Source organism: Undibacterium sp. CCC3.4 (assembly GCF_034347425.1).
GTDB lineage: Bacteria > Pseudomonadota > Gammaproteobacteria > Burkholderiales > Burkholderiaceae_D > Undibacterium.
Genome location: NZ_CP133779.1, coordinates 4,098,729 through 4,124,110, shown reverse-complemented (window position 1 = coordinate 4,124,110; position 25,382 = coordinate 4,098,729). Strand labels below are relative to the sequence as shown.

The window sequence follows — 25,382 nt, the reverse complement described above, 5'->3', positions numbered from 1 at the left end:
CCCAAGGTATAATCGCATCTTTATCATTCAACCTGCATTAGCTGCAAGTGTTTTGCCTGTAGCTATCGCCTCAAATTCTCTCTCGCCATGTTGATATTGCCAGGCTCTAACGCCTTGTCTGCTTTTCGTACCTCCAATTTACTCACTCGTCTGCAGCAAGTCGATGCCCATATCGTCGGCGTGACCGCCCGATATCAGCATTTCATCGACAGCAGCGTTGCGCTCGATGTCGACCAGACCGCCCGGCTGCAAGCCTTGCTGGTGTATGGCGCGGCTTTTGTCGGCCAAGAAAGCGGTGCGACGTTTGTCGTTATTCCGCGCCTCGGCACGATTTCACCGTGGGCCAGTAAGGCCACCGATATCGCGCATAACTGTGGCATGCAACAGATTCGTCGCATCGAACGCGGCATCATCTATGTGGTTCAACTGAAGAGTAAATTGCTGGGCGGTAGTCGCGAACTCGACGCGCCAGCGCGTGCCGCCGTCGCCGCGCTGCTGCATGATCGTATGACCGAAATGGTGCTCGATGACGTGCAGCAGGCACAGGGTTTGTTCAGTGAACTGACTGCCAAAGCCTTGGCGCACATCGATATTCTGAGCGGTGGCAAAGCAGCCCTCGAAGCGGCCAATCTGGCGCTCGGTCTGGCCTTGTCGGACGATGAAATCGATTACCTGATCACGGCCTTCACGGCGGCGGCACGCAATCCCTCTGACGTTGAATTGATGATGTTCGCACAAGCCAACAGCGAACACTGCCGGCACAAGATTTTCAATGCCGATTGGACCATCGACGGCGTGGAACAAGATAAATCTTTGTTCCAGATGATTAAAAATACCCATGAATTGCACCCACAAGGTACGGTGGTCGCTTACAGCGACAATTCCTCGGTGATCGAAGGGGCCAGCGTCATGCGCTTCTTCCCATCTGGCAGTGAGGATGGTCATGTATATCGCGCGACGGAAGAGTTGACGCATATTCTCATGAAGGTTGAGACGCATAATCATCCGACCGCGATCTCGCCGTTTGCCGGGGCCTCAACCGGCGCCGGCGGTGAAATTCGCGACGAAGGCGCCACCGGTCGCGGTGCCAAACCGAAAGCCGGTCTGTGCGGCTTTACCGTTTCTAATTTACGCATTCCCGGGGCCGAACAGCCATGGGAAAACGCCAGCGACAGCGAGAGCGCACAGCGCCACGATACCGTGTATGGCAAGCCCGATCGCATCGCCTCGGCCTTGCAGATCATGATAGACGGTCCGCTCGGCGCGGCTGCATTCAATAATGAATTCGGTCGGCCGAATTTGGGCGGCTATTTCCGTACCTACGAACAGCAGGTCGGCGGCACGGTTTACGGTTATCACAAACCGATCATGATCGCCGGCGGCATCGGCAGTATTTCTGCCCGTCTGACCAAGAAAGATGATCTGCCGGTCGGCAGCTTGTTGATACAGTTGGGTGGCCCGGGCATGCGCATCGGTATGGGTGGCAGTGCCGCCTCATCGATGGCGACCGGTAGCAATACCGCCGACCTCGATTTCGATTCGGTGCAGCGTGGTAACCCGGAAATGGAACGGCGCGCGCAGGAAGTGATTAATTCTTGCTGGCAGTTGGGTGAGAAAAATCCGATATTGTCGATACACGACGTCGGTGCCGGCGGCTTGTCGAATGCTTTCCCGGAAATTACCAATGATGCCAAGCGCGGTGCGATTTTCGATCTGCGCAAGATTCACCTCGAAGAAAGCGGCATGGCGCCGAAAGAAATCTGGAGCAATGAATCGCAAGAGCGTTATGTGATGGCAATTTTGCCTGACAGCCTGGCCTTGTTTGCCAGCTTCTGCGAGCGCGAACGCTGCCCGTATGCGGTGGTCGGCAGCGCCACCGAAGAACGTCAACTCAAGCTCATCGATCCGGAAAACAATACCGCTCCAGTCGATATGGCGATGAATGTGTTGCTCGGTAAGCCGCCGAAAATGCATCGCACGGTGGAGCATGTCAAACACAGCTTCAAGCCGCTCGATTTGACCGGTATTGCACTCGAAGAAGCGGCACGCAGAATTTTGAGCTTGCCGACGGTGGGTGATAAATCATTCCTGATCACCATCGGTGACCGTACCGTCGGCGCGACTTCGGTGCGCGATCAAATGGTCGGCCCATGGCAAGTGCCGGTGGCCGATTGTGCGGTGACGACGATGAGTTTCGAAGGCTTCCTCGGTGAAGCCATGTCTATGGGTGAGCGCACTCCGTTGGCGGTGATCGATGCGCCGGCCTCCGGTCGCATGGCGGTTGGCGAAGCCATCACCAACATCGCTGCGGCAGCGATTGCCGATATTTCCGATATCAAATTGTCGGCCAACTGGATGGCCGCTTGTGGTCAACCGGGGCAGGACGCCTCCTTGTTTGATACCGTCAAAGCGATCGGCATGGAATTGTGTCCTGAGCTCGGCATCAGCATTCCGGTCGGTAAAGATTCTTTATCCATGCGTACCACTTGGAACGACGGCGCCGACAGCAAATCGGTGACCTCGCCGGTGTCGCTGATTATTTCCGGCTTTGCCCCGGTCTATGATGTACGCAAGACCCTGACGCCGCAATTGCGCATGGATCAGGGCGACACCAGCTTGATTCTGATCGATCTCGGCCGCGGCCGCAATCGCCTCGGCGCGTCGTGTTTTGCCCAAGTCATGCAAACCCTCGGCGATATCGCCCCCGATGTCGACAGTGCCAGCGATTTAAAAGCTTTCTTCGCGGCGATTCAGCAGCTCAATCGTGAAGGCCAATTGCTGGCCTATCATGATCGTTCCGACGGCGGTTTGTTTGCCACTCTGTGCGAAATGGCATTTGCCGGCCGTGCCGGTTTGGCCGTCAATCTCGATATTCTGACCATGGACAGCGGTCATGGTGCCGATCAGGGTGACGCGAAAAATTGGGCCGGTCAGGTCGCCGAGCGACGCAATGAGCAAACCTTGCGCGCCTTGTTCTCGGAAGAGTTGGGTGCCGTGATACAGGTGCGTACCGATCAGCGTTCGGTCGTCATGGATGTGCTGCGTACGTATAATCTCGGTGCCTGCAGCCATATCATCGGCAAGCCACAAGCGGCCGATCGCATCGAATTCACCCGTGACGCCAAACAGATTTTTGCCCAGCCGCGTTCGAGCTTGCATCAAATGTGGAGTAGCACCAGTTGGCAAATCGCCCGCTTGCGTGACAATCCGGCCGGTGCCGATGCCGAATATGCACGCATCACCGATCTGACTGATCCTGGCATGCAGCCGAAAATCACGTTTGCGATGGCCGAGGATATTGCTGCCCCATTTATCGCCACCGGGGTGCGTCCGAAGATCGCCATACTGCGCGAGCAGGGCGTTAATTCGCATATTGAAACTGCCTATGTCATGCACAAAGCCGGTTTCGAAGCGGTTGACGTGCACATGAGTGATCTTATCGCCGGGCGGGCCAAACTGGCTGATTTCAAAGGCCTCATCGCCGTCGGCGGGTTCTCTTATGGTGACGTGCTCGGGGCCGGCGAGGGTTGGGCCAAGACTATTCTGTTCAACGACATGATGGCGGCACAATTTGCCCAGTTTTTCCAACGCACGGATACTTTCGGTCTCGGTATCTGTAATGGTTGCCAGATGATGAGTAATCTGAAATCCATCATCCCGGGTGCGCAGGCTTGGCCTAAATTTACCCGTAACAAGTCGGAGCAATTCGAAGCGCGCTTCTCGATGGTGAAAGTGCTGGAATCGGCCTCGATACTGTTTGATGGTATGGCCGGTACAGAGACGCCGATTGCGATTGCCCATGGCGAAGGTTTTGCCGATTTCTCCACCACTGGTGACATCACGCAGGCGCAAGTGGCCTTGCGTTTCGTTGATAATCATGGTGCCCAAACCGAGGCCTATCCTTACAATCCCAACGGTTCGCCGCAAGGGATCACCGCCGTTACCAATCTCGATGGTCGCTTCACGGTGATGATGCCGCATGCCGAGCGGGTATTCCGCACGGCGGTGCATTCTTGGCATCCGGATGACTGGACCGATGAGGCACCGTGGATGCGGGTATTCCGCAATGCGCGGAAGTGGGTGGGTTAATACACTGACGGTGCGCGTTCGCGGTTGCGAGCGCGCAAGCTTGTTAAGGATTTACTACATAACTGATCAGGCTAGCCTGCTGCGCTGCACTTTCGAGCTACACTGTAGATAAATTTCCTCAAGGATACGTCATGGCCCTTCCGCAGTTCGGTTCGAATCGACTCAGATTGCAGATGTCCTTGTTGGCCTTACTGTGTCTGCTCATTATTTGGGGCGGTGCTTACTTTGAAATCAGCCGCTCAAGCGCCAGTTATCTGCATGAGGCCGATGTTAAAACCGTTATCGAAGCGCGGGTTTTCGCCGAAAACACGCGCTCGACCATCAAACGTGTTAACGAAGTTTTGTTAAATGTGCGGCCGCAATGGAATGGTGATTGGCAGTCGTTTGCGTTTTTGATACGCCGTAGTCAGGAAAATATTCATGACCTGACGTTTCAGGTTGCCGTCATCGATAAGCAAGGTTTGCTGGCGTTTTCCAATCTGGCCGCGGCCACCGACAGAACCGATCTCAGCACGCGCGAGCACTTCAAAGTACATCAACAATCACCGCAGCGTGATGAACTGTTCATCAGCAAACCGGTTAAGGGCAAGGTCTCGGGCAAGTGGTCGATCCAGTTTACCCGAGCCATCTACAAAGACGGTCAATTCAACGGCGTCTTGGTGGTCTCGATCAGCCCGGATTTGATCGCCAACTTTTCCAGAATTTTGAGTGTGCATGATAACGATGTGGTTTCTTTGGTGCGTGACAGCGGAGAAATCATGTCCCGATTCCCAGCCAAGGAATCGGTGCTGGGAACGGTGCTCAAAGCGACCCCGTATTTGGATTTGAAGTTGCCGGATTCGGGTAATTTTCGGCAAATCTCGCAAACCGACGGCATCGAGCGGATTTATGGTTATTACCGCGACCCCGAGTACGGGCTCAATTACGTCGTTGGCGTCGCGGTGTCCGAGTTATCAGCACCGATTGATGCTAATAAACGAATTATTTTGGCTGCCGCCACGCTGATCAGCATCATGGCGATTTTCTTATTTTATCTGCTGCTGCGCTCTCAGGCGGCAGCCGACCGTTTACGCAGCGATTTGGAAGTGGAAAAAATTCTGGCGCAAAGCGCAAGTGCGGCGAAAAGTCTGTTCCTCGCTAATATGTCGCACGAGATACGGACGCCGATGAATGGCGTACTCGGCATGACAGGCTTGTTGTTGGAGAGTGGCCTCAACCCCGAGCAAAAAGGCTATGCGCGCAATATCGCGCACTCCGGTGAAGCCTTACTGGTCTTGATCAATGATATTCTCGATTTGTCAAAAATTGAGGCTGGCCACATGGAATTCGAGGCGCACGCGTTTTCTTTGGGAATCTTGCTCAATTCGGTAAGCTCGAATTTGAAAATGAATGCCGATGACAAGGGCATCAGCCTGAAAATTTCTGTGAGTGAAGCTGCCCATGGCGATTATATTGGCGATAGCTTGCGTATCCGTCAGGTGCTGTTCAATTTACTTGGTAATGCCGTCAAATTCACCAGCCGAGGTGGGGTGAGTTTGGCGATCGTAAAAACCGACCAGGGCTTGCGCTTCGAAGTTAGAGATTCCGGCATAGGCATCGCCGCAGAAGCTCAGCAAAAATTATTTACCCAATTTACTCAAGTCGATGCCTCCACCTCACGTCAATTCGGCGGCACCGGTTTGGGTCTGGTTATCTGCAAAAAATTAGTCGAAGGCATGCATGGCAAGATAGGCGTGTACAGCCAGTCTGGCCAGGGCAGTTTGTTTTGGTTTGAATTGCCGCTCAAAGTCGCCGCTAAGGATGCCAGCATCGCCAAGGTGATGCCCTTACCGGTACTTGTCAGCGATTCGCAGCCGACGGCAGAAGCACTGCCGGCACCGCGCGTGGCAGCGCAAAAGGACCAGATCTTATTAGTCGAAGATCATGTCATCAACCAAAAATTGGCCTTGGCGCTGTTGACGCAACAAGGCTTCGAAGTGGAGTTGGCCAAAGACGGTGCCGAAGCAGTCGACGCGGCTCAAAAGCGCAAATACCAAGTCATCTTGATGGATGTGCAAATGCCGGTCATGAATGGATTCGATGCCACCCGCGCCATCCGCGTTGGCGGCGGACCGAATGCCACGACCCCCATCATCGCCTTGACCGCCAATGCCATGCAGTCGGATAAAGATGCCTGCTTCGATGCCGGTATGGATGATTTTCTGACTAAGCCATTTAACAAAGGCGGCCTCGCGGCAGTGCTTAAGCGGCAGTTGGTCAGAGGTTTGTAGGCTGGATTTCCCCTCGTTGAGGGCGTCGCTCATGCCTACCGTGGCGCATCATCAAAAATCTGACTAGGGTTTGAAACCCCGGCCTTCAAAGGCTGTCGCAAAAGGCTATCATTACCCCAATCGCCAGTAAGGTCATTCCTGCACGCTTTCGGCAGGAACCCAGCGGTGTTCGTGCTTAACTGAAAATGCCAGATATGATCGTGTTTTCAGTGCTGAAAACGACGCTGGGTTCCCGTCAAAAGCATGCGGGAATGATGCCAGAAACAATTCAAATGCACTGTTGCTCGGCCAAGCGAGCATGGCTTCTGCGACCTCGGTGCAGAGTGCTTTGATCAATCGGGAAGGGCGCGCTTAGGGCTGCTACTGGGTGACATAAAGCTAAACTGCGCCAATTTTTTACGGAAATGTGGCGCAGTTCCATAAACTGCGCCATAATCGCGCCACAACCCTCTCAAACTGCGCCATATCGATCATGTCATCGACGACTGACTTATTCAATAGTATTCGCCTATCCGTGGCTGGATTGAGCTTGGCTGAACTGCTGACCGAGCACCCCTATATGGCCAGACGTACGGCACAGCGCCTGATTGCGAAGCTGATTGAGAATGGCCAAGCTGCGGCGATAGGGGAGGGTAGAGCACGCCGCTACTTCGCAGTGAGTGGCCAAGCTGACAGCTTCATTGTGGCTGCTGCCAGCGATATTTTCCCCAATTTTATTCGCAGGTCGGCTGACAGTGAGGATGTTCTGGCCTATGTCGACCAGCCTACGCAAGCGCGCCAGCCGGTCGGCTACCAGCACGATTTTCTGGAGGCATATCGTCCCAACCAGACCTTCTACTTGTCTGAGTCGCTGCGCCGGCAATTGCACAAGATGGGCCGAACCGCTGCAGTGGATGAGCCGGCCGGTACGTATAGTCGCGCCATTTTGAACCGCTTGCTGATCGATTTATCTTGGGCGTCAAGCCATCTGGAAGGTAACACCTACTCACGTTTGGACACGCGTGAACTGATCGAACACGGCAAGGTGGCACAGGGTAAAGCCGCGCTGGAAACGCAAATGATTCTCAACCATAAGACGGCGATCGAGCTGCTGGTAGAAAACATCGCCAGCGCAGAGTTCAACCGCTACACCTTGATGAATCTGCACAGCGCCTTGGCGGAAAACTTGCTGCCCAACCCGGCTGATGAGGGGCGGATTCGGCAGCATGCGGTCGATATAGGAAAAAGTGTCTATCGGCCTCTTTCTACGCCACAGCAAATCGACCAAGCGTTGGACGCGCTGCTGGGCAAGGCCAACCAAATTCGTGACCCGTTCGAGCAGTCCTTCTTCATGATGGTGCACCTGCCTTATCTGCAGCCCTTTGCTGATATGAATAAGCGCAGCTCGCGACTAGCGGCGAATTTGCCCCTGTTTCGCGCCAACCTGTGCCCTCTGACTTTCCTGGATGTACCGGAGCAGGCCTACAGCCGTGCCACCCTGGGCGTATACGAGATGACCCGCGTGGAACTGTTGCGTGACTTGTACGTTTGGGCTTACGAACGTTCGACGCAGGAGTATCTGGTTATTAAACAAAATCTTGCGGAGCCCGATCCACTGCGCTTGGCTTGGCGGGATTTCATCAAACAAACGATCCGTGAGCTCATCATGCATCCTGAACTAGACCCGATCTCAAGCATTCAAGCCTACGTGGCAGAGCGGGTTCCGGCGCAGCAGCAGGCAGACGTCTTGGCATTGGTCATCGACGAGCTGAAGCGGCTACATGAGGGTGTACTGGCGCGCTATGGTGTGCGCGCGACCGAGTATCAAGCCTGGAAGCTGCGGCGTGGGCATTGATGGCTGCGGGTTCAAGGCAGAGCAGTTCGCATCGTCACAAACTCTTCCGCTGCCGTAGGATGAATGCCTATCGTGCTGTCAAAGATAGCTTTGGTCGCACCGGCTTTCATGGCCACGGCAAATCCTTGTATGATTTCGCCGGCATCGGCCCCTACCATATGCATGCCCACCACGCGATCAGTCAGGTCATCGACGATGAGTTTCATCATAGTCCGTTCGGTGCTGCCGCTTAATGTATGTTTAAGCGCTTTGAATTCGCTGCGATACACGCGTATTTTTTTGAATTTATTTCGTGCCTCCGCTTCGCTATAGCCGACCGTGGCAAGGTTGGGATGCGTGAACACAGCAGTCGGGATAAAAGCGTAATCCATTTGCATTTTTTGTGCGCCGAACAGATGATCTACCAGCGCCATGGCTTCGCCTAATGCCACCGGGGTGAGTTGAATTCTGGCCGTCACGTCGCCCAAGGCATAAATGCCGGGAACCGATGTTTGATATTGCTCGTTTACTTTAATTGCCCCATCGGCGCTTTGTTCAATACCGTTCTCTGGTAGCCCCAAACCTTGAATATTGGGAACGCGGCCGATGGCATACAAGATGGTGTCGACTTGTATGGTCTGGCCATTGTTTAAGCTGACGGTGAGGCCGTCTTCCGAATTGATGATTGTAGCGACATCGGTATTGAGGCGTAAATCGACGCCGGCTTGACGCATTTCTGCCGCAAGAAACTGACGCACATCATCGTCAAAGCCGCGTAATATTTGTTCTCCACGATACAGTTGTGTAACTTGCGCACCGAGCCCGTTAAATATGGAGGCAAATTCGCAGGCGATATATCCACCGCCGACGACTAATAATCGTTTGGGAAATACCGCAAGATCGAAGATGTCGTTGGAGGTGATGGCGTGCTCCGCTCCGGCAATGTGCGGTACCGTCGGGGTGCCACCAGTGGCGATCAATATGGTCTTGGCATGATACGCAAGGCCGTCGACTTGTACCGTATTGCGATTAATTATCTTGGCCCAGCCGCTGATCATTACTACCCCGGCATTGCTCAGCAGATTGGCATAGACGGCATTGAGGCGAGAAATTTCTGTGCGTCGGTTGGCTTTCAGCAGTTCCCAGTTCAGCTTGGGTTTTTCTGTAATCGACCAGCCATAACCGGCAGCTTCGTTGAAAGACTCGGCATAATGCGCGGCATAGCTATAGAGTTTTTTGGGAATACAGCCGACATTGACGCAAGTGCCGCCTAAATCGCCCCCTTCAATGATACCCACGCGTGCACCTTTTTGTGCGGCCATACGCGCAGCGCGTACCCCACCACTGCCGGCACCGATGACTAATAAATCAAACATTTCTGTATTCACGCCATTCCTTTAACAATATAGGCAAGTTGGGCTGCTAGTAAGCGCAGCAAGTATGCCACCGTTCCATGTCAACTGGTATTTTCCTAGGAGCGAAAATGTGATTCGCCCTGTTTCCAATAGCCTTTCGTGTGGAGGTCTGTTTTGTCTAATTTCCATTTTTCTTGTAGAAACTTACGTATCGCCATGACGCTGCTCGACTCTCCGGCCACCCATGCTTGGCCTGAGCCTGAGGGTATTTCCAACTCATCGAGTGAGCTGACGAGTGCCTGATCTGCTCCCAATTGCTGATGAGTGCGCTTGATATAGTGTAGTTGCATATTGGGGCCGACAAGAAAAGGCGGATGTTGATCGGGATGCTCGACTTCAATCAGGATGATTGCTGGTAAATCGGTAGGGAGAGTAGTCAAGATAGCCTGTATCGCAGACCAGCCAGTCTCATCGCCAATCAGGGCAAGCCAGGCCGATGCTGGATGGAGAGAAAACCCACCAGCGCGCGGACCCGCAAAGCTGATGCTATCTCCAATTTGTGCAGAATGCGCCCATGATGAAGCTGGCCCGTTTTGGTGAGTGAAAAATTCTATCTCGAAGCTTCCCTTGCTGAGATCAAACTGACGCAGCGTGTAGGCGCGTCCGATAATTTCTCCATTTGCGGCCGGCACGAACAGCTTGACCCAAGTGCCGGGCGCTTGCGTCGCCTCATTATGAATAAAGGTCGCCACATCATCACCACTGAAGCTGAGCCGAATCCGCGCTGCACTGAGCTGTTCGCGCGCCGTCACAATGGCTGCTGATTGTGGCCGAACCGGTGCCGCTTGAAGCATGGCATTGTGCGCTTCCATAGCGGCAAGGGGAATGTGATTGATTGGTGGTTTTTTTGTGCTCGTGTGCATGTTGAGATTTAATTTTGTGACTACCATAGGATGACAATTGTTGACTTATTTACTAACGGTATTGCCGACATCAAAGCCACCGGCAAGCTTGTCCAGCGCCGCCGACAACGTAGTTGCCAATGTCGATACGATGATCAGACACTGTGCCCGCGATGGGTGACCTGACAGTGGCAAACGCCAGCTCAAGTTCGGCACTTTTCAATTCGGCTTGGCTCAATAGTAGCGCTGCCTGAGCGCCTTCAAACTCACCGCGGGTGCGGTCGAGTTCGTCTGCGCTTGATGCGCCCGATTGATGTAAATGCGTGACACGAGTTAGTTGTGTTGACGCGAGTTTTTGGCGCGCAATGGCTTGCGCCACGATTGCCTGCGCACGATCTCGGGCGATCGCAAAGGGTCGCTGATCAATCACAAAGAGGGCATCACCTGCTCTGACCTGCTGGCCATCATGAAATTTGATCGCTTGCAAGTAGCCAGACAAACGTGAGCGCACTTCAACTCGTTGCGACGCTTCTATTCGACCGGTGTAATCCAGTGTTTCCTGAACCATCGAGCTCTCGGGCGCTGCGACTGTGACGCTTGCTATTGGCTGCTTACTTCTCGGTAAAGCAGTTTTTGACTGGCCGCAGCCCGATAGGGCGATGGCTGTAGTGATTGCAACGAAGAATATGGCAGCAGCGTTTGTATGGATGGGTTTCATGACAGTGCTTCCGCGACTTCTTTGAATTGTTGTGAATTGATTGAGTGCAAAATAACCTCTGCTTATTGGGAGGCTCTCAAAATGGAGCTGCTGGAAAGGTAACATTTGGATTTGTCCGGCGGAAGCCGCACGATTTGCAGCTTATTAATGCGTTTGGCGCTATCAGTGCTGAACGCTCAGTGAGCCGGCAGAGCACCTTGGTGGAAAGCATGCCGCGCTTCCCTAGGCGACTGCCCCATGCGCAAGTGAATGATCGAAAACTGAAATTTCTAATTTGCCAAATTAAATATGATTTTTCGACGAACTCGAGCATGGCTAAGGGCAACGTATTTCTGCGTCAGCCATGTTTGCAAATAGCTGTACGTCGCCTCCATGAAATTCTGAAAATTGCTTGGTCTCGGGTTCCTTATTCAATCTTACTTTTGCCTGCGCAGAGGAAATGTTATGCCTAGAAATTTGAGTATTGCCTGTTCGTCGCACTCGGCGGTAGATGAGCCAATGATGCTGAGCTTTGCGCCTACGACACTGTCCCAAAACTTGTTAGCCGGCAGTTCGGTGTCAGTCAAGTTGTCGCCGGCCGTACACGGTAATATGACTAGTCTTGCAGCAGCCTTGAACGGTGTCGTCACGTCGGGTAAACGTCGTGACGATGGCGCTGACTTAGCTGGGCTGGCAGCGGTCAAATTTGCCAATTGCGAGAGCGGCAGGAAGCTGGTCGACCCGACGACAGCACCGAATAAAATGACTGGCACCGCGCCACCGTGGTCTGGTTCGACAGGCTGGGCGTGGGCCGAAGCGCAGGTGCGGGAATTGGTCGCCAGGCTGGCGGCACAGGCCGCTGCGCTGTTCGCCGATACTGCGCAGGAAGATCAGGCGGAAGCCTTGTACTTCCCGCGCTTGACAGCGGATCAAGAACTGCGTGCCCAATTGAGCCTGACTGAGCGTGAAATTGCGCGTTTACCGCCGGCACATCCGGCCAGGCAACTGCTGCCTGGCTTGCGCTCTGCCGCGCGGGAGGAGGGAAGCTTCTCTTGGGCTGAGCGCTTGATCAATTGGTTCGTGCAGCCGACTTCTGAAGATGTGCGCGGTAATCAACAGTGGCAACTGCTGCAGAAGTTTATTGTCGTGGCGGAGCAGGCGTTTGAGCAGCCCGGCGAGCAAGCGTCTGAGCCCGTCGCTGTGGCCGCATCGGCCTGTGCGCGCTTGTTGGATATGCTGCAGCAGCGTATCGACAACGCGCAGCAAGCAAGGCAAGCTTTGCTGGTACCAGCGCAACAAGCCGGTCTGCAGAAACAGGTGCAGTTAGACGGGATTTTGCTTGGCAGCGCGGTCGAACTGCTGGAATTGTTGGAACAGCAGAGCTTACTGCAAGGACAAACAATGCGCGCGGCGGCCGGCGGCACCCGAGCACCCCTGGGGACGCGAATATTGACATCGGAAGACTGCTTGGCGCTGTTGGCACCTTGGCTGACTGAGGTGGAGGATATTGCCTGCCGCGCCGATCGCTTTGTAGAGATGCAAGGCACCTTCAGTACGGCGATTGTTTTGCTCAGTCAACTGTGGGCGAGCAGTCTGGAACCGCGCTTGCTCAGTGATACGCTGGCGCTGTGGTCAGAGCAACAGACGCAAGCAGAAACTCGTCGCTTGGAGCACAACGCTCGTGTATGCAATCTGGTGTCGCTGCTGGCCTTGTCGCAGGACATCGCCGGATATCAGCGGCGCTGGCAGGCTGCCGAGCAGTCGCAACTGGCGTGGCAGGCAGACCAGCAGGTCGTCGAAGCGCAGTGGTACGCCGTTCATCATCCTCATACGCCGAGCGAAAGTGAAGCGAGCCTGATTCACCGACTGATGCAAGCATGGTTGCAGCGCTATAACGCCACGGGATTTACTGCGCAACAAGCGCAGCAGGCTGGGCACATGGCCGAAGCCTTGGCGCGTTACATGCATGAGGCCGAAAGGACGACGCACTCACAGCAGGTCATCGTACCCAAGGATCTGATGGCCCAAGGCGTGCCTTCCTTGTCGCGCAGTTGGTCGGCGTGGGCTGAGATCGATGGTGTCGCACCGCTGGTGCGCGATCCGGCACCGCTAGCTGATTTCGACTCTGCCGGACAGTCGATCTCCGCGGCCACTGTCACGACGGCCGTAGCCATGCTGGCTGCGGTGGCGGCGCGTGCGGTTGGTGGTTCGGCGAGCGGGGTCGCAAGTCTCGGCGTGGCGGCGGGTCTGGCCAGTGTTTGGCCCACTGCAGAGGGCGCGCGCGCAGCAGGCAATAAGGCTTGTGTGATGAATCTGGCGGATCAGTCGGATACCAGCAAGAGCCAGTCGCAGCGCCAGCAATTATCGGATGCCTTGGCAGCGCTGAGCAAGCAGGGCGCACAGATTACGCCGGTGGAACAAAATCCCTGGCCTGTAATGCAAGAAGCCGCCAAGCTCTTGCTCTCCGCCGAACAACAAAACGCCCGACTCGATCACGTCACCGCGCTCGAGCAGGGTCAGTTCGAACTGCGGTTCTTGCAAAACAATGGCGCGCCGCTGGTAAAAATTCTCGACCCCAAACAACTCGCGCAACTGGTATCGTCCGAGACCTATCGCCAGCAAGGCTTGGGCGCGCGACTGCGCGGCTCGCTCGCCAGTAGCGCCCGGGTCGGCCAGCAAGCCCTCAATCTCAAAGGCCTGCTCGACAACTCAGCACTCGGGCCACAATTCCTGTTCGACAGCGCCGGCCACGGCGATATCGGTCCTTTGTTAGGGCAAATGAGTGGCCTGTGGGAGTACCAGCATTTGATTAACAAATTCTTGATCGGAGAAGCGCAAGCCAGCGATTTACTGCGTTACAAAGCGGTCTCCTCGCGGCTTGATCACGCCTTAGGTGGCACCGATCTGGTGTTGGGTCTGTATGAGAATGGCAAAATCTTTGAACGCCTGATGACCATGCATCAAAGCCAATCCGAGTGGACCGTCGACATCATGCAGTTGAGCGCCAATACGCTGGCCATGGGCTTGAGCGTCGCCAGTATGATTTGCCCGCCCTTGCTGCCGGCCGCCATCATCGCCCAAGCGCTGTGCTACCTGCCACAAAAATTCGGCGAACATCTGCAACTCGGCGATAAGGCCGTGACATCGATCGGCGCACTGCAACAGCGTTGGGATGCCTATTCTCACCCCTTGATCCGGCGCGAAGACAGTTCCGCGCCTGGCAACGCTACCGTGCTGCGCGGCTCGAACCTCTATCCGCTCAAGCATTGCCGTATTACCGACGATCAGATCAGCTACACCCGCAACCGTGTCGACGTCTATGAGGGCGGTTCCCAAGATGCTTGGGCCGCCTTGCCATCGGTCATCCATTGGGCGGCCGGCAGCTACGCCACACCGCCGCCACCGCCGTTTCGCGACGTCGGTCATAGGATGAGCGGGGAGCCGTTACGGCCGAATCAGGCGCGCCCCTTGGTCTACTACACCGGCGACGTTGCACAGTCGACTACCCTGAGCATCGATGCCAACCACCCGCTCATAGTCGACTTGTCACTGGTTCCGCCGCTGGAAATGCAGTGGAAAAAATCGGCCGCCGTCGGCTTTACTCACCGCAACGATGCGCAACTACAAAGTTGGGAGCGCAGCCGCTACGCCGCGCTGTTTCCGGTGCGCGCCGGCGATGCGCAATTGTTGGAGGAATTTACTTTCTTCGGCCAACCCGACCAACTGAGACTGGAGTTTGCGCGCAGCAGTGCCACCAGTGTGGTTTTCAAGGCCCCGCAAGAACAACAACAGCGCCAATGTTTAAGCGTCGAACTCAGTAACCAAGCCAGTAATAAAGCGCATTACGTCTTTGCCGGCTTGAATGCGCAAGCCAAAGAATGGCTGCTCGACAGCCGCCATGGGGCCGGCTTTTTACTGGCGTTGACACCGAATACCAAGGTGCTCGGCGATGGGCGCGAGACCTTGGAATTTGTGCGCGACCCACGCAACCCGAAAAAAATCTGTGTTCGGCTCGAGAATGTGACACCGACCCGTAGCCAAAACGAAGAGGCATTTTCCAACGCATACACACAACTACCGAACGAAGTGCGGGAAAAAATGGCGCGCGTGACCGTCAACGGGATAGGCTTCGCAGATTTTATCCATGGCCGCTTCCCTCAGCATTCCGTTCAGCCCGGCGCTGGAAAATGGGCCGCCTTGTACGACCAAGTGAAACAACATAATAATGCCAACCCGCGCAGTTGGGGCCTCGATATCGTCACGCCGGTTTCCGGCAAGACCGTGGAAGAGTCCATCGGCTGGAGCTTCATGGAATCGATGGCCGGCCAAGGCGGGGCATCGAATTTACGGGCGCATAACGAACCGGTCGTGGAAGAGTTTTTTGAGGGCTACATAGAAAAAGCCTTGGCCTTATTAGGCATCATGGCGAAATCGTTTTTATCGAGCCAACGGTTGCGGGTCGATTATCCAATTCAGGCCAAAGAAGGCAGTGTCGACTTCGATGCCGATACGGTACACGACGGCGTGAAATACCCACTGGCGTGGCTGGCGCGCGAGCAGACTTGGCTGATCGGACGTCCGCAGGCTTGGGGCGAGCGCGGCCATGTCGAATCGGCCCGCGTGGCACCTCCGCCCGGTTACAGCTGGTACGCGCACGCCGATGCGCCGCCACTGCAAGGCACGGTCGTGAGCAAACTCAATGGCACGCAGAGCGAACTGTTTTTGCAAACTCAGCAGGGCGAACTGCGCGCGCTCAGTCAGCAGCAATTCGCCGATTTCCAAAGCGTGCGTGCGCTGGCCCTCGATTATGACGCACTGTTGAACCAGGTGATACCGGCCTTGCGCACACAAGTCGGGCAAGATATCGGTAAGCACCAATCTCAGCTTGCACCAGCCGGTGCCTTCGCCAGCGGCAGCACACCCTCATTGGAAGGCGCGGTCAACTTCCAGCAAGCAGTACGTGCCGCCAAAGCTTACTACCCTAGCTACGCGCTGCTGCGCGCTTACGATTTACAGGGTAGCAATCAGACCCTCCGTGCCAGCGAATTAGATCGCGCACAGCAGCGTATCGAACAAGCGCAAGCCGTGTTGAGCGCCTTCGTCATGAGCGGCCAGCGCAGTCTGGAACGTACCGTGGCAGCGACCGCGACGCGCGTGACGCTGCAAATCGAAATCCAAGAGCAGCAATTCTATCCGGTCGTCACGAGCGTAGTTTTCCCCCTCAGCAGTCGGCCCAGCGACGAGCAACTCAACGCGCTGGCAGCCGAACACCGCTACCTGCGCTTAGCCGATCGGGTGCTGGTACGCTGGGGTGAGCGACTTGGATTTTTCGACCGCAAACAAGATCAATTGAGCTTGGTACCCGATCAATTCAGTCGTGCACTGGTGCCGTTAGGACGCGACCGGCAATATGAATTTTTCAGCCATGCCGGGCAAGCGGACAGTTTACTGCGTTGGGAAGTCAGCAGTCCCCTCATCAGCCGTAATGACACGGCACTGAGCTTGGACCCCCGCACTGTTCTGCCGCTGCAAACCCTGCTGCCGGCCGGTTTTATCAGAGAACTCGGCTTGCAGGACGGGCGCTGGGCCTTTCATCACGAGCGCGGTGCGCTGTGGCAGAGCGCATACAGCGTACTCTCATTGGTAACAGACGGCTATTGGCAATTGCGCAGCCTGACGGGAGAGTTGTTGGACTTCTATGCCGTCAGCGCCGAGCAAGGGCGCGCCGTCACTGTGGCCGAACGCCGACAACTGCATGCCTATTTGAGTCTGCAAGTTTTGCAGGCGGTGGAGCAGCAGGTGGCGGCTTTACAAGAACGGGCCGGGCCAAGCAGAGCGCAGCAACATATTGGTGCCGCTTACTACGAAGCCATCGATTTGCCGCCGTGGTATCACGCCCAGTTGCCGACAGCACTGAAAAGTTCATTGTACGATGCGCCGCGCACGCCTAGCTTGCTAGAGGTCTTGGCTGCCTATGGGATTAGCAGCAGTGACTATCTAAGCTATGGGTTTTTGCGGGTTGAGGGCTTGATGCCGATGATTGCCGATTACACGCATCTGAGCAAGCACCCGACCCTGATCAAAGCGCGGTCTGATGGTGGCGGTCGCCCCGAACGCCATTTCTACCAAATGGCTGAGCAGGGAATGCTTTACCAGCGTGTCAAAATTGAGAGTGCGGATCGATTCAAAGACCTTATGAGCACGGTCGGGGCTCACCCGCGCAGTTTGCTCGATAGTCCTCTGTTTCAATTTTGTGTCAGCGAATTACCGCAACGGTGTTTGGTCCAAAACCGCGCGAATCAGTTTTTGGTGCCGGCCGATCCGGCGCGCTTCTTCACTCTCGAGTATATGGGCGTGGTAGGTGAGCAAGCCCTGTGGCGACGCGCCGATCAGCAGCTCGAAGTCAGCGGTTATACCTGGCTCCAGCCTGGAGCGATGGCAGCATTGCTGCAGCAGGGCGCGCCGGTACAGCCTGCGGCGACGGTAAAGGGCTGGCAGATACCGGCAGCGGGCGTGCTGAGTCGCCTGGGTCTGAGTCAGGTGGAACTGTGTGCCGAGGGCTTGGTCGATACCCAGAGTGGCCGGCGCTTGGAACCGGTACTGCACGATGGCAGCGTTGGCGAAGTGAGTGTGTTGCATGAACCGGGCGTTGACGCGCAATGCCTGAGCTATGTGTGGGCCGGGCAGGTGATCTACAGTATCCTGCCGTTCGGTGTGCGGCCACTGCGTCAGGTGGGCCGCACCAGCAATGGCGAGCCGATTCTGGAAGATCCGGTACGCGGCGATCGCGCTTACCTCAGTCGCGCAGCGCTGATGGTCACGCTGATGCAGGGCTATGCGACGCCGCGCCTACATGGTCAAACTATGGTGTACCAGCCGCATAGCGGTGGCGGCGATTACCTGCAACTGGATGCGGACAGTTTTGCCAACGGGACGGTACAGATAATGTCTGGCTGGCAGCAGTTGGCAGTGCGGCGTTTCCGTGGCGAATTGCGTTTGCCTTTAGCGCCGCAATCGAATGGCCAACTGGAATTGACGGAATTAAGCTCGTACCAAGCACAACGACAGGGACAGAACTTAACGCTGACTCATTCAGAGGGGGCGCAAGTGGAGATCATTTGGCCGCCCGGTGCGCGTTTGACGCTCAATGGGATCGCCTGTAGCACGCCGCGCGAGTTGGTGGGCCAATTACGAAGGGTCAATCAACCCACGCCAGTGGCGCAATGGGCGCGTCGGCTGCCGTATGCGCAGCACTTGGGAAGCAGTCACAAGGGTGACTTGTTTCATAACCGCCTCAGCAGCCAACTATTGGTGCTCGATACGCTAGGTATGGTGAGGTGTATCGGTCAGGTGCCGGGTTTGCGGGTTGAGGGGGGGATGCTGCAGACCGCCTTGCTGAGCGCTGGTCAGACTTTGGATTATCCGGTGTTGGCCGGGGTTGCCGTGGCTTGGCTGCGTATGGGGGAAGGCAGCGCGTTGACGGTAGAAGCGAGTGCGGTCGAGGCGTTGCGCGAGCAGTCTGGTCGGCAACCGCTGATTGTCCTCGACCTGCGTACTATGACGGCCGGGCAGCAGCTTACATTGCAGCTAGCTAGGGCTCAGTGGGCTTTGGCCGATAACGAGCTCAGTCGCGCCACGACAGGAAACGAGGTGACGCTGTACACGCACGCCGCGACGACCACGCATACGCATGTGCTGCTTAATTTACTGCTGCCGACCGGCTTGCGCCTGCAATGGACGCGGCGCGACGATGATCCGGTATTGAGTCGACTGCAACTCACGCTGCGGGCTGAGCGCGTGTTCGAGCGTGTGCTTGAGCGGGTGCCACGTATGCTGCCGCCAGGCGACAATGCCGGCCGTAGCGAAGGCGGCCGGGCCGGTAATAATCCCGCTAGCGATGCCGGCGGTAGTGCGGGTAGCGGTTCAGGTAACGGTGCAGGTAGCAGTGCAGGAGGTGGTCGCACCGGTGCCGGTGCGACACCGGGTTCGGTACAGCAGGCATGCACGGCGGCAAGTGCGGCGACGCCAGCGTTGCCAGCCACGGTGCCGGCCGATGCCGCGCTGTTCAGAACCGCCGCGGCCGATAGTGTCGCCGTGTCGGCGGATTCGCTTGGCGTGAGGCGAGCGCCGGGCGGTGTGACTGAGCGGGAGGCGACTCAAGGGCGGGTGGCAATATGGGTCAGTGCGGCAACGCCGGACGAATTGGCGGCACGCCTCACGGCGCAGAGTCGTATCGAGCAATGGTATGCCGCGTTTCAAGCCAGCGACTACCAACCCTTGGATCTCAGCAATCTGGGATTAACCACGATGCCACGGCTGCCGCGCGAGCTGAGCGCGGTGGATCTCAGTCATAATCGGCTCAGTATGATGCCGCAAGCTAGCGTGCTACCTCCCTTGCTGATGCAACTTGATTTATCGTTTAACCAAATTGAGCGTCTGCCTACTGACTGGGGTAGCTTGGTGGAATTAGACGTCCGTCACAATCGTATCGATCGTATCGAAAGGGTGACGGCACCGCAATTACTTCGTTTGCAAGCATCGAATAACCGCTTGACCCGTTTTCCAGAGATGACGGCGCCCAAGTTGGTCGAAGCAAGGTTGAGGAGCAATGAAATCCGCAGATTGCCGGTCAACATGGGTGGGCCTTTGCAGAGTTGGCCCGAGTTGCTTGTGTTGGACTTAACCGCTAACCGCTTGAACAGCGTGCCAGCCGGTTTCGGGTTGGCGTTTCCGTCCTTGCAGCGCTTGGCATTGACGAGAAATCGGATCACTGCGCTGCCGGCCCAAGCATTTCAAGGGATGCCTCACTTGCGGTCGCTGCATTTAATTAATCTCGCGCGCGGCGGCCGGCCGGTCATGCTCGATGATGGCGTGTTTGACGGTTTAAACGAACTACGTGCCGTTGCGCTGAATAGGAACAGCTTGGAGGTGCTGCCGCGCTTACCGGCCTCGCTGTATAACCTCAGGGCTGAGCATAACCGACTGAGCCAGGTTGGCGACTTGCCGGCTGCGCTTATCAGTGCGGAACTCGGTTATAACCGGATAGCAAGCATCGATGCCCAGCGGCCTTGGCCTGCCGGCTTGCAAGAGCTGAGCTTGGACCATAACCTGCTGACGGAATTTCCGCGGAATTTGCCGGCGGATATGGATCATGTCATCGTCAGTCATAATCGTATCGCTGTCTTCGATGTGCGCGTCACACCGCTGCCGGTAGTGACGGATCCAGATGGAACGACCTTGATTGACTTGAATGACAATCCGCTCGTTGATATCGAACTCGATCTCGCGCACACCAGTGATGCGTATCTGGTGCGAATCAGCAATCACCAACTGCCTTGGCATACAGTCGAAGCCTTACAGGCGATGATCAGCCGGCCGGAGTTCGATGGACCAGAAATCGACTTGGGCGAGGCGCAGGCACAGCAGCCGGACGTAGTGATTGCGCGTTGGTATGAGTCGGGCGATGTGCATATTCACATGTGGAAAACCTTGGTCGAGCAGCGCCGGCAGGCCCAGGTCGATTGGATTGCGGCGCAGGCCGAACACGATCAGTCCATGCGCGTTTACCGCCAAGCGCAACGTCGTTGGTTGTCGCAAGCTGCGGCCGAACGGCGTGGCACACCGCCGCGCCAGCCGACCCCGCCGCGCCCCTCGGTCGAAGCCTTGGAGGCGCAGTACATCGAGAATGTCGCTAAAGTACTGGCACTGCTGAGTGAAAATTCCACCATCGTCAATCATCCCGAGGCGCGTAGCGTGGTGCGCAATTTGCTCAACATGATGATGGATGACCGGACGTTGTTGGAACGCTTGGGCAACGAGATGGCCGCTTACTTCGACACTTGTACCGACGGCGCTGCTGCCATGCTGGTGTCAGTGTTGGCGAGCTCAAAGCAGGTTGCTATTAAGCAAGGAACTCTGTATCCCGACGACTTTGCCGGATTCGAAGCGCAGATGCAGCGGTTCAGACGCATGGATTTGCTGCGCAAGATAGCCGATGAGCGGATCAAGGAAATCAAGCACGAAGAACCGAATTTCAGGGAAGATATTGAGATTGCGCTTAAATTTTTGGTCGACACGCGCCAGCGCTTAGGCTTGGAAAACGAAGTTCCCTTCACGGAAATGGTTTTTTCCCGTATGGTCAATCGGTATGTGAGCGCCGAGCATATTGAGCGCGCCATTGCACAGATTCAGATTGAGACGCCGGTCGCTTACAGTAGCTGGATGATGGCGCGCCCGGAGACCATTGCCTGGCTTAAAAAGTGGCGTGCTCCGGCCTATGAGCGTTTGAATACTCAGTTAGACGCGTATCGTACGGAGGATCGAAGCGGTTTTTCAGTGTTAGATGCGCGCGTCGATGTCGATCTGTTGGTTCGAGGCTATCGCCCTGAATACCTCTCGAACGCTGAGCGTGCAGACCTGTCCGGCTTAGTCTTTGAGGATTGGAAAATACACTACTACGATCAATTTCTTGCGCAAATGCGGGCAGTGAATCAGTGATTGTTAAAAAAACCGCCACGCTGAACCAGTCAGCGTGGCGGTTTTTTCTTGCCTACAGCAATCGGGCTTACTGAACCTTGGCTTTTTTTACCAATGCTTGCTGATAAGTTTGTACTTTCTGCTGTTGCAAACCTTCAATGATCCGTGGTTTGACTTCTTCCAAGCTTGGGAACTTGGCAGTGCGTATATCGTCAAGCTTGATGACGTGGTAGCCGAATTCGGTCTTGACCGGTGTTTCGGTGAATTGACCTTTTTGCAAAGCAACCATTGCTTGCGAGAATGGTGGTACGAAAGTGGCTGGGGATGCCCAGTCGAGATCGCCGCCTTTGCTGGCCGAACCGGTATCTTTCGATTGTTTCGCCAATTCTTCGAATTTGGCACCAGTTTTGAGCTTGGAAATGATGGCTTTGGCTTCTTCTTCTTTGTCTACCAAAATATGGTAAGCATGATATTCCTTGTCGCCGGCCTGTGCTTTGGCTTTGTCGTATTCAGCTTGTACTTCAGCATCGGTAACTGGATTTTTCTTGATGTATTCCATCATTAAACCGCGAATAAGCAAAGATTGACGGGCGATTTCCAACTGATTTTTGATTTCAGGGTTGGAGCCTATGCCCGATTTTTCCGCTTCTTGCATCATCACTTCACGGGTGATCAATTCTTGTTTGACCATGGCGCGTAATTGTGGTGAATCTTGTTGACCTTGTGTGGCCAACTGTTTAACCATCGCATCAACACGCGACGAAGGAATGGTTTTACCGTTCACAACAGCGAGATTTTGTGCCATGGCAGGCAAGGCAGTTGCGAAAAGTATAAGCAACAAATGAGCAGGTTTAAAAGTCATTGTCTGTTCCTAGATAACAAAATAAAAAAACGGATTATGGGTAGCGGTGAACTGCTTAGGTCGGCATCTCTGTCGGAGTCAGCGCAACAATTGCCAATGCGTGAACTTCGGTATGCATCATATCGCCAACGGCATCATACACCAGACGATGACGAGAAATGCGGTTTAAGCCTTCAAATTGATGACAAATTATTTTCAAATTGTAATGACTACCGCCGCTGGCCGCGCCGGCATGGCCGGCATGGGACGCTGAGTCATCAATGAGTTCGCAACGCAACGGTGCAAGTGCCAAATCCAAGCGTTGCCGGAGCTTTTCCAAGCGAGACATTATTTGCTTTCCTCCATGTATTTGGATAAAAAAACGCTTTGGGCAATGATGAATGCTGGCATGATTGCCAGCATGGAAATCAATTTGAAATTCGCCCAAGTTGCCGTGCTGAAATTGAAGGCGACAAACAAATTGAGTATACCCATGGCGACGAAATAGGCGATCCACGCCAAGCTCAGACGACCCCACAGCGGCTCAGGCAAAGTGAGCTGCGCTGCCATGGCGGTGCGGATGAGATTTTTTTTGAAAACGAATTGTGCCAACAAGAAAGCACCGGCGTAACACCAGTACAGCACGGTGGGCTTCCATTTGATGAAGGCTTCGCTATGGAAATAAATCGTCGCGCCGCCAAACACCATGATGATGATGAAAGAAATCCACAGCATCGCATCGACTTTTTTACGACTGACTAATAAGTAGCCGATCTGTACCATCGACGCCAACAGGGTGATGGCGGTGGCCAGCAGGATAGGGGCGATCGCCGCTTCACTCACGCCACCCGAAACCAAGCCTGATAAGTAATGATCGACATAGGCTTGGGCGGCAGCCGGTTGGCTTTCACCCCATTTGAAGGTGATGAAAAACAGCAGGACGGGAAAGATGTCGAAGAGAAATTTCATTAATAGGCAACTTAAGCAAGTGTGGTAAAAGTCAGTGAGGCGGAATTAATGCAGTAGCGCAAGCCTGTCGGCGGCGGTCCGTCAGGAAACACGTGGCCGAGATGGGCGTCGCAGATATTACACACTATTTCCGTGCGCGTCATGCCATGTGAGATGTCGCTGATTTCGCGCACATGGGCCGGGTTGAGCGCGCGGAAGTAGCTGGGCCAGCCGCAGCCGGAATCGAATTTGGTATCGGAGGCAAACAAGGGCGTATTGCAACAGACGCAAGTATAGATGCCGGCTTCATGGTGATCCCAGTATTGCCCGGTAAACGCGCGTTCGGTTGCTGCATGGCGTGTGACCTGGTAAGACAGGGCATCGAGTTCGGCACGCCATTGGGTATCGGATTTGATGATTTTGCTCATAGAGTCACTTTGCACAGAGGGAAGAAAAATCAGGACGAGCAACTGACGGCCAGCGTGCCAGCCCAGTCTGGTGGCGCTGCCGCGTACGCGGCATGCTCAGCTTGTTCATCGAACGGGTGGGCCAGAATCGCTGCCAATTTATTGACTTCAGAAAAATCTTTATTCTGCGCCTGTTCGATTGCTTGTTGTGCCAAATAGTTCCGTAGCACATATTTGGGGTTGCAGCGCTTCATGGCCGCTTGGCGTAAATCAGCCGGCACGCTCTCTTGTTGAAGGCGCTCACGATAACGGATCAGCCATGCTTGCAGGGCGGCGCGATCGACGAATAAATCGAGCAGGGCGTGATCGGCCGCGCTACTGTCGTTATCGAGATGGCTGAGTTGGCGAAAGCTGAGGGTGAAGTCGGCATGGTTTTGCTGCAATAATAAAAACCAGTCCGCGATCAAGGTCTGGTCATCGGGCTTGCTTTCACACCAGCCAAATTTGTCGCGCAGCAATGCATCGTAGTGTGACTTGTATGCCTCTGGATACAGTGCCAGCGCCGCTTCGGTGTCTTCGACCGTGCCTATCAAGGGGAGCAAGGCTTGCGCCAGTGCTTGCATATTCCAATGGCCTATGCGCGGCTGCATGTGGTAAGCGTAGCGTCCTTGTTGGTCGGTATGGTTGCAAATATGCCCTTCATCATAGCCATCCATGAAGCCGAAGGGGCCGTAATCGAGGGTCAGGCCGAGTATCGACATATTGTCGGTATTCATGACGCCGTGCATGAAACCGACCGCCTGCCAATGTGCCATCAATGCCGCAGTTTTGCGTGTGACGGCAATCAGCAGGGCTTGATAGGGCTTGGCTTGCTCGCGGCACTCGGGGTAGTGATGTTCGATGACGAAATCGGCCAAGATTTTCAATTCATCGAGGCGGCCTTGGTAATACCAATGCTCGAATGAACCGAAACGGATGAAGCTCGGGGCATATCTGGTCAGAACCGCACAGGTTTCTGCTTGTTCGCGCAGTATCAATTGGTCGGAGCCGGTGATGCACAGGGCGCGCGTGGTCGGAATGCCGAGTGCGTGCATCGCTTCTGAGCAGAGAAATTCACGTATCGTCGAGCGTAGTACGGCGCGGCCATCGCCGGAGCGTGAATACGGCGTCGGACCAGCCCCTTTGAGTTGGATTTCCTGCGCCACACCGGCCTTGTCGCTGCATTCACCGAGCAAGAGGGCACGGCCATCGCCGAGTTGTCCGGCCCAAACGCCGAATTGATGACCGGAGTAGACGGCCGCCAGCGGCGCGCCGTGCGCCGGAATGAGGTTGCCACTGAGTTTGGCCAGCCATGTTGCTTGCTGGAAGTCTTCACCATGCAGTTTTAATTGCTCTGCCGCGTCTGGGCTGAGGCCAACCAAGTAGGGGGCCGGCAGCGGGTGGGTCGCGAGTTGGCGGTAAAACGGTTGTGGTAAACCGGCAAAACGCGCAGTATGCAGCCAAGTGAGGGGGCTGACGAGGGAATCCGAATTCATGGTGCGGCAATCATAGAGGCAATGGACATATTTTGCCAGAGTCTGAGCA

General features: G+C 55.4%; 12 protein-coding genes. 4 read left to right on the top strand and 8 right to left on the bottom strand.

What is annotated here, in order from left to right; genetic code table 11:
• The first annotated feature begins 87 nt into the window (after positions 1-87).
• The 3 genes from purL (at position 88) to RHM61_RS18205 (ending at position 8,193) form a co-directional block, all read left to right on the top strand.
• On the top strand, positions 88-4,089 hold the full coding sequence (purL, locus tag RHM61_RS18215; RefSeq protein ID WP_322248731.1) for a phosphoribosylformylglycinamidine synthase: 4,002 nt from the start codon (positions 88-90) through the stop codon (positions 4,087-4,089).
• A 131-nt stretch (positions 4,090-4,220) separates the two neighbouring features.
• Positions 4,221-6,359, top strand: coding sequence for a hybrid sensor histidine kinase/response regulator (locus RHM61_RS18210; protein WP_322248730.1), 2,139 nt, complete (start codon positions 4,221-4,223; stop codon positions 6,357-6,359).
• Positions 6,360-6,888: 529 nt separating this feature from the next.
• Positions 6,889-8,193, top strand: a complete 1,305-nt coding sequence (locus RHM61_RS18205) for a Fic family protein (protein ID WP_322248729.1) — start codon at positions 6,889-6,891, stop codon at positions 8,191-8,193.
• Between the two features lie 11 nt (positions 8,194-8,204).
• On the opposite strand, the gene gorA is transcribed toward RHM61_RS18205, so the two are convergent.
• From gorA to RHM61_RS18190, 3 genes are all read right to left on the bottom strand, one after another.
• Entirely contained in the window at positions 8,205-9,560 is a 1,356-nt protein-coding gene (gene gorA, locus RHM61_RS18200; RefSeq protein ID WP_322248728.1) for a glutathione-disulfide reductase, read from the bottom strand.
• 83 nt (positions 9,561-9,643) lie between these two features.
• Entirely contained in the window at positions 9,644-10,477 is an 834-nt protein-coding gene (locus tag RHM61_RS18195; protein WP_322248727.1) for a siderophore-interacting protein, read from the bottom strand.
• A gap of 43 nt (positions 10,478-10,520) precedes the next feature.
• Positions 10,521-11,147, bottom strand: coding sequence for an efflux RND transporter periplasmic adaptor subunit (locus tag RHM61_RS18190; protein WP_322248726.1), 627 nt, complete (start codon positions 11,145-11,147; stop codon positions 10,521-10,523).
• Positions 11,148-11,591: 444 nt separating this feature from the next.
• Here RHM61_RS18190 and RHM61_RS18185 point away from each other — a divergent pair, with 444 nt between their 5' ends.
• Entirely contained in the window at positions 11,592-21,623 is a 10,032-nt protein-coding gene (locus RHM61_RS18185) for a hypothetical protein (protein WP_322248725.1), read from the top strand.
• 67 nt (positions 21,624-21,690) lie between these two features.
• On the opposite strand, the gene RHM61_RS18180 is transcribed toward RHM61_RS18185, so the two are convergent.
• Genes RHM61_RS18180 through RHM61_RS18160 form a run of 5 tightly spaced genes read right to left on the bottom strand, consistent with a single transcriptional unit; the run spans position 21,691 to position 25,333 of the window.
• The gene (locus RHM61_RS18180) at positions 21,691-22,464 is read right to left on the bottom strand and encodes a peptidylprolyl isomerase (RefSeq protein ID WP_322248724.1); all 774 of its coding nucleotides are present in this window, start codon (positions 22,462-22,464) and stop codon (positions 21,691-21,693) included.
• A 55-nt stretch (positions 22,465-22,519) separates the two neighbouring features.
• A complete protein-coding gene (locus tag RHM61_RS18175; RefSeq protein ID WP_322248723.1) occupies positions 22,520-22,792 on the bottom strand; it encodes a BolA family protein in 273 nt (90 codons plus the stop codon).
• Positions 22,792-23,412, bottom strand: coding sequence for a septation protein A (locus RHM61_RS18170; RefSeq protein ID WP_322248722.1), 621 nt, complete (start codon positions 23,410-23,412; stop codon positions 22,792-22,794). Before RHM61_RS18170 ends, RHM61_RS18175 begins: the two co-directional genes overlap by 1 nt.
• Before the next feature lie 11 nt (positions 23,413-23,423).
• The gene (gene msrB / locus RHM61_RS18165) at positions 23,424-23,819 is read right to left on the bottom strand and encodes a peptide-methionine (R)-S-oxide reductase MsrB (protein ID WP_322248721.1); all 396 of its coding nucleotides are present in this window, start codon (positions 23,817-23,819) and stop codon (positions 23,424-23,426) included.
• A 29-nt stretch (positions 23,820-23,848) separates the two neighbouring features.
• Positions 23,849-25,333 carry a protein adenylyltransferase SelO gene (locus RHM61_RS18160; RefSeq protein WP_322248720.1) on the bottom strand — a complete coding sequence of 495 codons (1,485 nt, stop codon included), beginning with the start codon at positions 25,331-25,333 and terminating at the stop codon, positions 23,849-23,851.
• Positions 25,334-25,382 lie beyond the last annotated feature (49 nt).